Source organism: Mesorhizobium sp. LNHC209A00, assembly GCF_000502915.1.
Lineage (GTDB): Bacteria > Pseudomonadota > Alphaproteobacteria > Rhizobiales > Rhizobiaceae > Mesorhizobium.
This window is the reverse complement of sequence record NZ_AYWT01000006.1, coordinates 314,277-327,196: the sequence shown is the minus strand read 5'-3', so window position 1 is coordinate 327,196 and position 12,920 is coordinate 314,277. Positions and strand designations below refer to the sequence as shown.

12 protein-coding genes and 1 pseudogene are annotated in these 12,920 nt (G+C 63.3%); 3 read left to right on the top strand and 10 right to left on the bottom strand.

Features of this window, described 5'->3' with window-relative positions:
• Positions 1-16 precede the first annotated feature (16 nt).
• Entirely contained in the window at positions 17-784 is a 768-nt protein-coding gene (locus X739_RS148570; RefSeq protein ID WP_023795000.1) for a PTS glucitol/sorbitol transporter subunit IIC, read from the bottom strand.
• Between the two features lie 53 nt (positions 785-837).
• Positions 838-1,275, bottom strand: a complete 438-nt coding sequence (locus tag X739_RS148575; protein ID WP_023774176.1) for a transcriptional regulator GutM — start codon at positions 1,273-1,275, stop codon at positions 838-840.
• A 192-nt stretch (positions 1,276-1,467) separates the two neighbouring features.
• On the opposite strand from X739_RS148575, the gene X739_RS148580 reads away from it, so the two are divergent.
• Positions 1,468-2,109, top strand: a complete 642-nt coding sequence (locus tag X739_RS148580) for a hypothetical protein (protein WP_023794999.1) — start codon at positions 1,468-1,470, stop codon at positions 2,107-2,109.
• A 108-nt stretch (positions 2,110-2,217) separates the two neighbouring features.
• Positions 2,218-2,892 carry an HAD family phosphatase gene (locus X739_RS148585; protein WP_023794998.1) on the top strand — a complete coding sequence of 225 codons (675 nt, stop codon included), beginning with the start codon at positions 2,218-2,220 and terminating at the stop codon, positions 2,890-2,892.
• Positions 2,893-2,902: 10 nt separating this feature from the next.
• Here the strand turns inward: X739_RS148585 and X739_RS148590 are convergent, their stop codons facing one another.
• The 6 genes from X739_RS148590 to X739_RS148615 form a co-directional block, all read right to left on the bottom strand.
• Positions 2,903-4,036 (bottom strand): DUF930 domain-containing protein, encoded by a 1,134-nt coding sequence (locus X739_RS148590; protein WP_023794997.1) that lies wholly within the window; start codon positions 4,034-4,036, stop codon positions 2,903-2,905.
• Between the two features lie 110 nt (positions 4,037-4,146).
• Positions 4,147-4,902 (bottom strand): 5'/3'-nucleotidase SurE, encoded by a 756-nt coding sequence (locus X739_RS148595; RefSeq protein WP_023794996.1) that lies wholly within the window; start codon positions 4,900-4,902, stop codon positions 4,147-4,149.
• Positions 4,899-6,065 (bottom strand): MBL fold metallo-hydrolase, encoded by a 1,167-nt coding sequence (locus tag X739_RS148600; protein ID WP_023794995.1) that lies wholly within the window; start codon positions 6,063-6,065, stop codon positions 4,899-4,901. The genes X739_RS148595 and X739_RS148600 overlap by 4 nt, the downstream gene beginning before the upstream one ends.
• Positions 6,065-7,144 (bottom strand): ABC transporter ATP-binding protein, encoded by a 1,080-nt coding sequence (locus X739_RS148605; protein WP_023774170.1) that lies wholly within the window; start codon positions 7,142-7,144, stop codon positions 6,065-6,067. Before X739_RS148605 ends, X739_RS148600 begins: the two co-directional genes overlap by 1 nt.
• Positions 7,132-8,835, bottom strand: a complete 1,704-nt coding sequence (locus tag X739_RS148610) for an iron ABC transporter permease (RefSeq protein ID WP_023794994.1) — start codon at positions 8,833-8,835, stop codon at positions 7,132-7,134. Before X739_RS148610 ends, X739_RS148605 begins: the two co-directional genes overlap by 13 nt.
• A gap of 66 nt (positions 8,836-8,901) precedes the next feature.
• Positions 8,902-9,888, bottom strand: coding sequence for an ABC transporter substrate-binding protein (locus X739_RS148615; protein WP_023794993.1), 987 nt, complete (start codon positions 9,886-9,888; stop codon positions 8,902-8,904).
• 263 nt (positions 9,889-10,151) lie between these two features.
• Between X739_RS148615 and X739_RS148620 the strand changes: the two genes are divergently transcribed.
• Entirely contained in the window at positions 10,152-11,123 is a 972-nt protein-coding gene (locus X739_RS148620) for a sugar-binding transcriptional regulator (RefSeq protein WP_023794992.1), read from the top strand.
• Positions 11,124-11,137: 14 nt separating this feature from the next.
• Here X739_RS148620 and X739_RS148625 read toward each other — a convergent pair whose 3' ends face one another.
• Together X739_RS148625 and X739_RS01000000166230 are read right to left on the bottom strand one after the other, a co-directional pair.
• Entirely contained in the window at positions 11,138-11,506 is a 369-nt protein-coding gene (locus tag X739_RS148625) for a hypothetical protein (protein WP_023774166.1), read from the bottom strand.
• A 110-nt stretch (positions 11,507-11,616) separates the two neighbouring features.
• Positions 11,617-12,917, bottom strand: a pseudogene (locus tag X739_RS01000000166230) (dihydrolipoamide acetyltransferase family protein).
• Positions 12,918-12,920: the final 3 nt, after the last annotated feature.

The following is a 12,920-nucleotide window of genomic DNA, read 5'->3' as shown; positions in this document are numbered from 1 at the left end:
GATGTCCTCCCCGCCCTTACAGCTCGACGCCCTGGCGGCGTGCCATGATGGCGGTGATGCGCTCGGTCAGCATGCCCTTGAGCAGGATGACGACGAGGCCGACGATGGCGTACCAGATGGCAACCTTGACATGGTAGCCGGCGGCAATGACGCCCCGCTTCTCGAGATCGAGCAAGGCCACGAGCATGCCTCCCCAGACGAAATATTCGCCAGGGTTGATGTGCGGAAAGAGGCCGAGCGGCGGATGCACGTAGGACACGGCCGCGTCATAGAAGGCCGGCTTGTGCTTTTCCTCCAGGAACGAGCCGAAGGTGTAAGCCATCGGGTTGGTGAGGAAGAACACCGCCAGCAGCGGCAGCACGGTGTAGCGAGTCAGCGCGATACGGCCAGCACCACGCGCCAGACCGTGAACCCGCTCTTCGCCGACAAGTTCGGTGACGGCGTAAAAAGCGGTCATCAGCACCACAAGCGTCGGGATGATGCCGGTGACAAAGCCGGCGAAAACCTCGCCGCCCTTCTGGAAAATGCCGATGAAGTACTTGCCGATGGCAGTGAGCCAGCCAAGCTGCTCTTCCTGCTGCAGGTTTTTCAGCTGCTCCTTCAGCTGATCGGCGGTGACCGGCCCGCTGTCGGTCTGCGCCTGCGCCAGGACCACGAGATGATCGGAAGCATGCTCGACGGCGAGCTTGCCATGCAATGCAGCATCCGAGACCATGGCACCCGCGACATGCAAATTGTGCACGGCCATGTCGGCATGCTGCGCCAACAACGAAAATACAGACATTTCTCCTCCTTATGCCGGCCCGCCGGTAGATCCCAGTCGGCGCACGGCCTCCTCTAAGCCCTTGCTACATTCAAGCCGGCCAAACCCGGCTTCTTCCCCGGCTCCGACCGTGCTTTGTCGATCTGTTCGATCGCCCGCTTCACGGCCTCGGCCACACCGGGTTCCCCCTCCCCCATGATCGCAGGGTTGGACCGGAGTCGATCGAGGGGAACGCCCTCGAATTCTTCATGTCGCTTGAATTTGGTGAACACGGAACGCCCGCTCATCACCATCATGCGGCGCACGATCAAGTCGGGCGTAACCACGACCAGCGCGATCGTTCCCTTGGCAAATCGGCCGCGAAAATTGCCGGCTCCCACGAAGCCGTCCTTGAACTGGTCGGTGACGCCGCGGAAGACATCCGAATAGTGCCGCATCTGCAGCCAGACGCCGAGCGACTGCAACGCCCACACAATAACCAGCAGAAGCAGTCCCCACTGCCAAATCGCCATTCGGTTCTCCTCCCGAAGCCTCGGTCGAGGCGCACCTTGGACCGGCGCGCGACAACAGCAAAGTGAGAACATTTGTTTCCGCCAATGTCAATATGTATGATATTGGCCTCTACCACGGTCATCCACAGGGCCGCTGCGCGATTACCGCGACGGCACGACTGTGATAACCTGTTGGGAAACGGGATACAGGAAATGGAACTGCCCTTCAGGGACGAACTGGCCCTCATGCCCGACCTGCGCCACCGGCTGCGGCAGTTGCGCTGGTTCCGCGCCACCTTCCGCGGCAGCGCCAAGGTGGTTTCGGACACATTCGGCGTACGCTTCGACATCGACGAGGCGAAGCTGACCCGGGCTTTTCTCGATTGGGTCGAGGTCATGGAAGCGCAGAAGCGTTTTGCCGCGATCGACCGCGCCGATTTCATCGTCTTTGCCGCCGGCCTCGTGCTGTGCGAACTGATAAAACAGGCGCCTGCTCGGGAAATCTCCGGCCTCACCCAGCTCATCGAAACGGATCAGAATGCCGGCACGCTGGACATCATCCGTTTCTGGCCGGAAGGCTTTCTCTACACCAACTACTGTGTCTCGGTGATTTCGGCGATCCACGAGCAGGAGTTTGGCTCGGCGCCCAGTATCGACAAATGCGCCGACGACCTGCGCACCTGGTGGTCCTATCGCGAGAACGTCACCGAAATTCCGGCGTATGCCGTGGCTTTCCTCGACCGCTTCCTGGGGGCGGAACCGAACTGGATCACGCCCGATCGCGCACAGTCGCGGCAGGCCATGCAGCGGGCGCTAGGGTCCTCCCGCGCCAGCGACGTCTTGCGCCAGCTTTGAATCGGCCTCTATTACCCCCTATCCACGAGGCCGAGCGTGCCCGCTATTGAACATTTGACTTTTTGCCGATAGCGATGTGCGAAATCTGACAGAGGCCGGGAGAAACGCGTGGCGCCGTCAAGACTGATCATTTTCGATTGCGACGGCGTTCTCGTCGACAGCGAGCCGCTGGCCGCCAAGGCCTATGAACGTGTCTACGATAAGCATGGCATGCCGGGCGTTCACGGCGGCATCATCGCCCAGTGCGTCGGCATGAAACAGGCCGACATCATCGTCAGGATCAAGGAGTTGACCGGCCATCAGTTTCCCGCGTCGGCCGACGGCGATATCTGGGCCGAGACCAAGGTGCTTTTCACCGAAGAGTTGAAGCCAACGCCTGGAATAGGCTCGTTTCTGGAAACGCTTGCAGGCGACCGCTGCGTTGCCTCTTCATCCTCCATCGAGCGTATAAACCACAGCCTGGCGGTGACCGGACTGGCACGCTTCTTCGGCGATGCGATCTACAGTTCCTCGATGGTCAAGAACGGCAAGCCGGCGCCGGACATCTTCCTTTTCGCGGCTGCCGGGATGGGCGCCAACCCAGCCGACTGCATCGTCATCGAGGACTCGCCTTTCGGCATCCAGGGCGCGGTTGCCGCCGGCATGACGGCGATCGGCTACACCGGCGGCGGCCATACCTATGCCGAGCATGCCGCACGGCTGACGGCGGCCGGCGCCGATCTCGTCTGCGCCGACTGGCATGAAGTTAGCCGGCAATTGGCTGGACTTGGTGTGCCAGCCTAAGTGGCAGAGGCTAAAGAGGATGGTTTGGCGGCCATTCGCTGCGTGGAATCTCGGAGCCGACACGGAAGCCGAACGACAGGACCCTGGTCGCCTCGGCATCCACCTCGCATCGGAAGCTCAGTTGGTACCATGTGGTTGTCGTGCTGAAGGCCGCTTCGGGGCGGTCGAGAACATTGCCGGTTTTCAGCGGGATCGTCGGCAGCCATTTGGGAGAATAGTCGGCACCCTGCAGCTCCTGGTCCAGCACGTTGGCGCATAGGGTCGCAACGCGCTGACTACGAGGTACGCCGCTCATGGAACTCGTGGCCAACGCGTCGCCGGTAGCACCCTGCGAGTAGAGTCTCCGAACCCCCGGAAGACCGGAATACATCGGTGATCCAGCACCTGCGTCGTTCGTGGGATTTGAGGCGGTGGCTTTTCCGGCCCGGGACTTCAGGGCCTTTTCTGACTTGAACTTCATCGTCTTGACGACTTTGGCCTTGGGCTTTTCGGTCGCGGGCCCGGTCTTGGCGTCGCTCTCGGCTGGCGACGGCTTCGGCTCTACGGCTGCTTGCTGATCGGCGGCTTTTGGCGCAGCCAGCCGTTTATCAGCGTCCTCCGTGACCTGCCTATCCTCGCTCGGCGTGGGCTTGGCGACGGTCGGCTCGGTTGGCGGATTCTCATCGGCCTTGCTCGCATCCGGCCGCGGCTCCGCGTTTGCCGTGGCGGGGGGGTTGTCCTCGGCGGACTTGGGCTCAACCGGAGGCTTCGAAGCGTCATCCTTTGCAGGCGACGGCGCATTGTCCTTGGCCGCCGCCCCATCCGGGGATTTCTTCGGTCCTGTATCTTTGTCGCCATACTGGAAAACGCGCTTCAAAGCGGTGTCATCAGGTTGTTTGCGCGGCTGTTCGGGTGGTTTTTCAACCTTCTGCTCGGGGGGCTTCTCAGCCTTCGGTTCCGGCGGTTTCTCGGCCTTGAGCGGCTGCGGTTTTGGCTTGTCGGGCGGAGGCACGAGCGCGACGCTTATCGGTTGCTCCTGCTGCGGCTCTTGTGAGGCTTTTGACAGGCCTTGGATGAAGAACGATGCGACAAGCGCATGCAGCACCAGCGATGCGGCCAAGGCCCACAGCAGATTCCGGCGCCATTCGCGTGTCTCGTCCTTCATCTTTTCCGATGTGGAATGAAATAGCGGCGGCTTCAAGCATAAGGACCGGATTGGCGCCATTTAGCCGCTGACAGCTTGGTGATCTGAATGATGCCGCGCAGCGAGATCGGCTAGCTTTGCCGCCAGCGTGGGATTCCGTCCAGAAATCCTTCGTCCAGCCGCGTTTCGCCAAACCAGTTCAGCCGGTTGATGCTGACGAAGCCGGCATCGATCGCCGCGTTTTCGTCGCCCGGCCCACTGGCATGCGCGCGCCCACGCGGCACGGTGATGACCGTGCGATCGCCGTCGCTTTCCATCACCTCGGCCGTGCGGCCGATCTTGTCGCGGCCGATGCGCGGCTGTCGGATTTCGGCCGGCAGCGCGGTCGGCAGGTTGACGCTCAGCCAATGTCCCTCTGTCGCCCAATCGGCGCGCGATTGCCAGAGCGAGGCGATCAGCCTGCCCAGCCATTCGTCGTCGCCATCGGCGAATTCAGGATTCTTCACGCGCGAAAAGCCGATCGCCGGTACGCCCCAGAAAGTCGCTTCGCGGGCAATACCCAGCGTGCCGGAATAGGCGATATCCTCGGCGACGTTGCGGCCGTCATTGATGCCCGACAGCACCAGATCCGGCTTCTTCGCCTCGGCGAACAGCCACGTCATGGCGCTCACCACGCAATCGGCTGGCGTGCCGGAGCACGAATACCAGTTCGGCTTGACGCGCCGCATCATCAGCTGCCTGGCGATGGTCAGCGACGAGCCGGCGGCGGTGCGCTTGCCGTCCGGCGCAACCAGCCAGACATCGTCGCTCAACCCGCGAACGGCATTCACGAGACGGGCAAGACCCTGCGCTTCGATGCCGTCATCGTTGCAGATCAGGATTCTCATGATGCGCTTCCTTGCCGCACCGTGATGCGTTGGCCCGTACGGCATTGCGTGAGCAACGACGGGATATGGCCTTTCAACTCGCCAAGAAGATCGGGGGCGCAGGAATGCCCCAGTGCCCTGGGGCGTCCCGCCTTCTCCCAGATGCCGACATTGCCCGATAGTGTCGGGTGAGTGGGCATGCGGATCCAGTCCGCCCGGCCGGCCTTGTGCATGAGATCGCCCGGAGAGCCCAAGGGCAGATGTCCGGTGAGCAGCACCGGAAACCCGGCATCGTCGGCGCGAGGCAACAGTAGCGACGACGGGCCGGCCTCGCCCATGCCGTCATCGGCCAGCAGGGGCAGCGAAGGCAGCGGGTCGGCGTCGGTCCAGTCCACGGCACTCCGCAGCCGCAAGCGCAGCATCTCGGATGCGCCCGGCAGCAGCGCTGAAGTGGCGGCGACCTGCGCTTCGAGCGACGAACGCATGCCGGCGTGAATGGCGAACGACCCGGGCAAGGCCGCGATCAGTTCCAGCGATCGGCCAGACAGCGGCGTCGGCAAGAGGCATCCCTGCGGATGCCGCGCCACCCATTCGGAAATTTCTTGCGCCCGGGCAGCCCCCGGCACGGGATCCGCGCCGTAGGAGGCATCGAAGACCAGGAGATCGCAGTGCCGGATCGTGTCCATGACGAACACATTGCTGTCAGGCACCACATCGGCGGAATAGGCGACGCGGCTTGTCCCGTCATCGACGGCGAACCAGACCCCGCCAGCGACATGACCTGAACGTCCCGTGCTGACGACGAGATTGCCGCTCGTGAGCGTGTCGCCGGGCTCGAAGAGCTCGATGCGGTTTTCGGGCAAGGGAAATCGCCTGAAATCCTCCGGCTCGGCATAGGCGGCGAGCGTGGCCGGCGCCTCGGCGCGGGTCTCCGCCGTCATGAAGATCGGACCGCTATAGCCGCGTGACAACAGCCAGCTCAGCGCGCCGACATGATCCTCATGGGCATGCGAAACGAAAACGGCGTCGATATTGTCGATCTGTCCGTTGAGCGCTGGATAGTATTCCGCCCCCGAAGCGCCGACCTTGATGCCGACATCGAGCAGGATGCGATGGTCGCCGCTGTTGAGGGCGAGGCTGGTGCGGCCCTTTTCTCCGAAGCCGCCGGCAAGGTCCACCATCATCACGGGGCCGTCCCCGCCGCCGGGACCAGCCAGCCGGATTTTATGCGCAGGCGCGCTTGCGCCCCGTTCACCAGCACAACCGGGTCGGGCTGCTCGAAATGCAAGGTGAGGTCGGGACCAGCGGCCGGTGCGAATTCAATCCGCGCCGCGCCGCCCTGGTAGATTGCCCGCTTGACGAGACCGTCGACGCCCGAGGCATCGGCCGAAAGCTCGATATCGGCGGAGCGGCAGCAGATCTTGGCGCCGGCGCGCGGCCGCTCGCCAAGCCGGCAACGGACCACCAGCTCGGTTCCGAGAACCCGGACCTTGCAATGGCCGTTTTCCTCGCTGGCCAACACGTCCGCCGGAAGCAGAATGCCTTGTGAAATGAAGGAGGCTACCATTTCATTTGCCGGCTTATGATAGAGTTCGCGCGGGGTCGCGAGCTGCGCCAGGCGTCCATGGTCCATCACCGCGATGCGGTCGGCCAGCGCCATCGCCTCGGCCTGGTCGTGGGTGATGTAGACGATGGTCGTGCCCGTGCGCTTGTGGAAGGCGGCGAACTCGTCCTCCATCGATGCTCTGAGATGGACGTCGAGGTTGGCGAGCGGCTCGTCGAATAGCACCAGCGAGGGTGTCGCCACCAGGCAACGCGCCAAGGCCACGCGCTGGCGCTGGCCGCCGGAAAGATTGGCGGGCCGGCGCTCGCCCAGCCCCTGCAGATTGACCAAGGCGAGCGCGTCTTCCACTTTTTGGCGCGCAACCGCCTTGTCGAGCTTAGCCACCTTCAGCGAATACCCAATATTCTCGGCGACGCTCATATGCGGCCACAGCGCGTAATTCTGGAAGACGATGCCGACGCGCCGCTTTTCCGGCGCGACGCTGCCGCCGCTGTTCGACACGACATCGCTGCCGATGCGGATTTCGCCCGAGGTCACCTTTTCGAAACCGGCGACCAGTCGCAGCAATGTCGTCTTGCCACAGCCGGAGGGGCCGAGCACCGCCAGAAACTCGCCGTCAGCGACATCTATCGAGACATCCTTCACGGCGTCGAAATCGGCGAAGCTTTTGGTCACATGGTCCAGGGTTAGTCGCGCCATGGCAGAACTCCGCTCGGAAGATGAGGGGCAAGCAGGTTGGTCACCAGCATCAGCACGAAGGTGACCGCGACCGTGATGACCGACATCGCCGCTGCATAATTGGAATCGCCGCCCTGCTCGAAGGAAAACATGACAACGCCAATAGTCTCCGAGTCCGACGACCACAGCAGCGCCGAGACGGTGAGTTCGCTGAGCGCCGTCATGAAGATCAGCAGGCCGCCGGCGATCGCCGCCGGCGCGACCAGCGGAAAGACGATGGTGCGCATGCGCGTGAACAGGCCGGCGCCCGCCACCTGTGCGGCTTCTTCAAGTGCCCGATCGATCTGGTGGTAGCCGCTGATGGTCGGCCGCAGCGCCAGCACCAGGAAGCGGGCGAGATAGGCGTAGAGGATGATCCAGACGGTGTTGTAGAGCTGGACGCCGGTTAGCGGAATCGGCCGCAGGAACAAGAGCAGCGAGGCGATCGCCAGCACCACGCCGGGCAAGGCGTACGGCAGTTCGACCGACAAATTGAGCAGTCGCACCCAGCGCTGCTTGCCCCAAGCGATGAGGTAGCCGACCGGCACGGCAACGACGACCGCGAAGAAGGCGGCGGCGATCGACAGCCAGAAACTGTTGAAGAAGGCGCGGTTGGCGGCATCGTGTTCGAACAGCACGAAGCGGTAATTGTCGAGCGTCGCCGTCTTGGCGGTGAGTGCGATGCCGTAGCCCGGCACCAGCGAGGTCAGTACGAGCCCGAACAGCGGCAGGACCAGCACCAGCACGATGAGCAGCCACAGGCCGGCCTCGGCGACCGGCCGCCAGCGGCGCAGTTCATAGGGTTCGGCAGGCAGCGATGTCGAGGAGATGCGGTAGTCCCGACGGCGGCTCACCACCTCCTGGGCAAGGATGCCGGCCATGGCGATGATGCCGATCAGCACCGACAGGAACGCGGTCTCGCCGAGTACCGCCGGCCCCCCGCCGGCCAGCTTCTGATAGATGAGCGTCGGCAGCACCAGATAGTTGGCGGGAATGCCGAGGAAGGCTGGAATGCCGAAATTGCCGACGCAGGAGACGAAGGCCAGCGCCGCGGCCGCCATGATCGACGGCGTCATCAAAGGCAACACGATGGTGATCAGTACGGTGAACCAGCCGGCGCCGCCGGCCCGCGCGGCCTCGACCAGCTCGCGCGGCAGCTTGCGCAGGCCGGCCCGCACCAGCAGGAACACGAGCGGGCCGTATTGGACGCCGAGCAAAAGGATGATGCCCGAGGTCGAGTAGAGCGGGTTCTTCGTGCCGAGCGGCGGCGCTGCACCGAAAAGCTTGAGGAATGGGCTGGCAGGGCCGAACAGTTGCAGCCAGGCCAGCGCCGTCACCTGCGGCGCGATCATCAGCGGCATGACGTAGCAGAGCACGAGGGCGCTTCGGCCACGTATGTCGGTCAGCGAGACGAGCACCGCCACCAGTGTTCCCGACAGCACCGCCAGAAGAGTGCCGCCGATGCCGACGACCAGCGTATGCCATGTCGCGATCCAGGTTGCGCGGCTGGCAAGTCCGGCCTCCACGGCCACCGTCGACAAGACACCGCCGGGTGCCACGATCTCCTTGACGAGGCGCAGCGTGGGCAGCAGCGAAAGCAGGACGATAACGACGGCCACCGCCGCCGTCAGGACCATTTCCTGGCCCCGGCTCTCTCTGATGCGTGTCGGCATGATTGCGTTTCCTGGGATCGGTGCGGGCGGCATGCCGTCGAAACGGCATCCCGCCGCGTTGCCGGCTCAGCCGCCGAACAGGTCCTGGAACTTCGCCTTGTCGGCGTCGGTCTTGGCGACGATCGCCTTGGTGTCGAACGGCGTCACGTTGACCTTCACGCCTTCCGGCAGCCATTCGGGACGACCGACCGAGGCGCGTGCCGGCAGGTAACCCATCGACAGTGCCAGCTTCTGGCCTTCATCGGACAGAATGAAGTCGACGAACTTTTTCGCGCCGTCGACGTTCTTGGCTGTCTTCATGATGGCCACTGGTTCTGTCACGGCCGGCACGCCTTCAGAGGGGAACACGAATTCGACGGGCGAACCCTTCTTCTTGGCGTTCATCGCCATGAAATCGACGAGGATGCCATAGGGCTTCTCGCCCGATGCCACCGACTTCAGCACCGCGCCATTGCCGCGCACGCTGACGGTATTGTTGGTCTTCAGCTTCTGGAAGAAATCCCAGCCATAATTGCTGTCGCCGACGAAGCCCGAAAGCAGGTAGGCGGCCGCACCGGAATAGAGCGGGCTCGGCATGACCAGGCTGTCGGCATAGGCCGGCTTGGCGAGGTCCGCCCAATGCTGCGGTTTTTCGGCGGCAGCGGTGTTGTAGACGATGCCGGTGGTGATCAGCTTGCTGCCGAAATAAGTTTTGTCGGCGTCATAGGCATCCGCCTCGATGCCGTCGAGCTTGGCCTCGGGATAGGCCAGCAGCCGGTCGTCCTTCTTCAGCAGTTCCATCGACACCGCGTCGGCGATCAGCAGCACGTCGGGCTGCGGGCTGCCTGCGGCGAACTCGGCCGCCAGCTTGGTCAGGATGTCGCTGGTTCCGGAGCGATAGATGGTGACGTCGATGTCGGGCTGTGCCTTCTTGAAGGCATCCACGGTCTTGGCTGCGTCTGCCTCGGGCTGGGATGTGTAGAGCGTCAGTGTTTCAGCATTTGCCACGCCGGCAAACAAAGTTGCCGCGAGCGCCAGCTGGCTAGCCAACTGCTTGATGAAGTGCGTCTTCATGAGACCTCCTGTCTTGTCTGTGCATGACCGGTCCGGCCCCTGGCCAGCACCCCGTCTCTTCCTCCCTGCACGGCGCATATGACTGGTGGATGACACAGCGCGTGAAACCAACAAAATATGTTCATATGTACGATGTCAATTACAAATGATCACAATTATGCGATAATCGGCCTGCCGCGAACCCGGCATCCGATTGACATAAGAGCGGCCTTTCCCGGATGAGGACAACGCCGGCCGCCATGACGCATGAGGGACGACAATCCATGCCCACGCAAAAGCCCGCACCGGCTCGCCTGCCGATGGTCTCGTCGGACCTCAGCGTCAAGACGGCATGGCTCTATTACGTCGAGGGCTTCACGCAGGAGCAGATCGCCGAAAAGCTCGGTGTCTCCAGGGTGAAGGTCATGCGTACGCTGGCCGCCTGTACCGCTGAAGGTATCGTCGTTACCACGATCAACGCGCCGACAGCCGAACAGGTGGCGCTTGAGCGGAAACTGGAAAAACGCTGGGCCCTCAACGCCGCGGTCGTCATCCCGACACCCTCGGTTCACGACCATCTGGAGAAGGCCATCGGCCACGCCGTGGCGGCCTATCTCGGCGAGCAGATGCATGATGGCATGACGCTGGCGATCGGCGGTGGCGCCACGCTGCATGCCAGCGTGAGCTTCCTCGCCCGCCGGCACTTGAAGCGCGCCTCCGTGGTGGCGCTTGTCGGCAGCCTGCCGCATTCGCAATGGATCAATCCGTCGATCGTGGCCGCCAAGGTCGCCGATGTATTCGAGGTCGACAGCTATCAGATCACGGCGCCGGTAATGGTGGAGGACCCTTCACTGCGCGATCTCCTGTGGGCCCAGCCGACGCTGCAGGACGTGCGCCGGCGCGCCGCGGCGGCCGATATCGCATTGCTCACCGTCGGCGACATGTCGCCCGATGCAACCATCTTCCAGCATGGCATCGTGCCGTCATCGCTGATTACACCCTTGAAGGCAAAAGGCGCGGTCGCCAACATGCTGTGCTATTTCGTCGATGCCACCGGCAGGCTCGTCGACCACGAAGTCAACCGGCGCGTCATGGCGATCGATCTCGATGTCGTCGCCCATGTGCCGAATGTCGTGCTGGCCGCCGGCGGAAAGCGCAAGGTGGCGGCAATCCTCGCAGCGCTCAAGGCTGTCAGCGCCAATGTGCTGATCACCGACAGCGACACCGCCATGGCGTTGCTGGCCAAGGCGGGCTGAGACGCCTGCAGGGCTTAAATCAATCCGCGCTCGCGCAAAAAATCCTCGACGCCGACATGGGTCATGGATTCGAATTCGGCGATCGCTTCGGCCACGCGTCTACGCTGCCCCGCCAGCAGCGTGAACACCTGCTTCATCTCGCCCGAAACGCCAAAACGGTTCCAGCGCTCGGCGATATGAGCGGGCAGGCCGATATCATTGCAGAACGCATCGAGGCTGTCGTAGCCGAGGCCGACGACAAGCCGCCTTGTCTCTTCCGCCGACATGCGTGGCTCGAAAGCATGATCGTGCAGGCGCTGCGCCACCAGCTTGATGTCGGAAGGCGATGCACCCATGACCTTGCCGAACAAGGTTTTGACGTCAGACGGGTCGAATGCAGGCATGTTGGCCTCCCTTGGTCGCGATCACCAGAGAACATGGGTCAAGGGTCGGTGCCTGACAAGTCGTTTCATCATGAGCCGGCGCATCATTGGCGCCGGCTTACGGCAGGAAACTAGACCAGCATGCCCATCGGATTCTCGATCAGCTTCTTGAACGCGACCAGCAATTCGGCCCCCAGCGCGCCGTCAACCGCACGATGGTCGGTCGACAGCGTCACCGACATCACGGTCGCGATCTTGATCTCACCATTCTTGACCACCGCCCGCTGCTCGCCCGCGCCGACCGCCAGGATCGTCGCATGCGGCCGGTTGATGACGGCGGCAAAGTCCTTGATGCCGAACATGCCGAGGTTGGAGACGGCGGTCGTGCCGCCTTGATATTCTTCCGGCTTCAGCTTGCGGCTGCGGGCGCGGCTGGCCAGGTCCTTCATCTCGTTGGAGATGACCGACAGCGTCTTGTCGTCCGCATGCCGGATGATCGGCGTGATCAGGCCGCCGGGAATGGAGACGGCCACCCCGACATCGGCATGCTTGTGCTTGACCATGGCGCTCTCGGTCCATGAGGCATTGGCATCCGGCACCGCCTTCAGCGCCATCGCCATCGCCTTGATGACCATGTCATTGACCGACAGCTTGTAGGCGGGCGCCTCACCCTTTTCGGTCTTTTTCAGCGGCGCAGCGGCATTGAGCTGAGTGCGTAAAGCCAGCAGCGCGTCGAGTTCGCAGTCGAGCGTCAGATAGAAATGCGGGATGNGTAGGAGCCTTGCTCGAACAGTTTCAGCACCTGCTCGTCCGACATCGCCTTCACCGGCGGGGCGGAGGCAGGGACCAGAGCTTCGGTAGCGACCGCCGGAGCTTCCTTGGCGCCGCCCTTGGCAATCGCCGCGTCGATATCCGCCTTGACCACGCGGCCGTGTGGGCCGGTGCCGGATATGGCTGAAAGAGTGAGGCCCGCCTCGCGCGCCAGACGGCGAGCCAGCGGTGTCGCGCGGCCGCCCGACGCAGATTGGCCAATCTCCCCCCTCGTGGGGGAGATGCCCGGCAGGGCAGAGGGGAGTGTGAGGGGACGGGACGCTAGTGGGACAGCGCCCCCCCTTGTCGGCTTCGCCGACATCTCCCCCACGAGAGGCGAGATTGGCGTCCCATTCTGCTTCGCGCCAGCTCCATAGGTCTCATCCTCGGCATAGATCCAGGCAACCGCCGATCCGACCGCAATATCGACTCCTTCCTTGCCGGTCACGTCGCGCAACACACCGCTTGCCGGAGCGTCGATCTCCATCGCCGCCTTGTCGGTTTCGATCTCGAACAGCAAATCGCCCTTCTTCACGGTGGCGCCTTCCTCGGCGAACCAGCGCGAAATCTGTCCGGTCGCCATATCCATGTCGACCTTGGGAAGAATGACTTCGGTCGGCATGGA

Bases quoted from the DNA above. Each gene is read 5' to 3' on its own strand.
- X739_RS148610 (WP_023794994.1), bottom strand. From the start codon at position 8,835: ATGCCGACACGCATCAGAGAGAGCCGGGGCCAGGAAATGGTCCTGACG.
- X739_RS148600 (WP_023794995.1), bottom strand. From the start codon at position 6,065: ATGATGGTGGACCTTGCCGGCGGCTTCGGAGAAAAGGGCCGCACCAGC.
- X739_RS148575 (WP_023774176.1), bottom strand. From the start codon at position 1,275: ATGGCGATTTGGCAGTGGGGACTGCTTCTGCTGGTTATTGTGTGGGCG.
- X739_RS148595 (WP_023794996.1), bottom strand. From the start codon at position 4,902: ATGAGAATCCTGATCTGCAACGATGACGGCATCGAAGCGCAGGGTCTT.
- X739_RS148625 (WP_023774166.1), bottom strand. From the start codon at position 11,506: ATGCCTGCATTCGACCCGTCTGACGTCAAAACCTTGTTCGGCAAGGTC.
- X739_RS148615 (WP_023794993.1), bottom strand. From the start codon at position 9,888: ATGAAGACGCACTTCATCAAGCAGTTGGCTAGCCAGCTGGCGCTCGCG.
- X739_RS148570 (WP_023795000.1), bottom strand. From the start codon at position 784: ATGTCTGTATTTTCGTTGTTGGCGCAGCATGCCGACATGGCCGTGCAC.
- X739_RS148620 (WP_023794992.1), top strand. From the start codon at position 10,152: ATGCCCACGCAAAAGCCCGCACCGGCTCGCCTGCCGATGGTCTCGTCG.
- X739_RS148605 (WP_023774170.1), bottom strand. From the start codon at position 7,144: ATGGCGCGACTAACCCTGGACCATGTGACCAAAAGCTTCGCCGATTTC.
- X739_RS148590 (WP_023794997.1), bottom strand. From the start codon at position 4,036: ATGAAGGACGAGACACGCGAATGGCGCCGGAATCTGCTGTGGGCCTTG.
- X739_RS148580 (WP_023794999.1), top strand. From the start codon at position 1,468: ATGGAACTGCCCTTCAGGGACGAACTGGCCCTCATGCCCGACCTGCGC.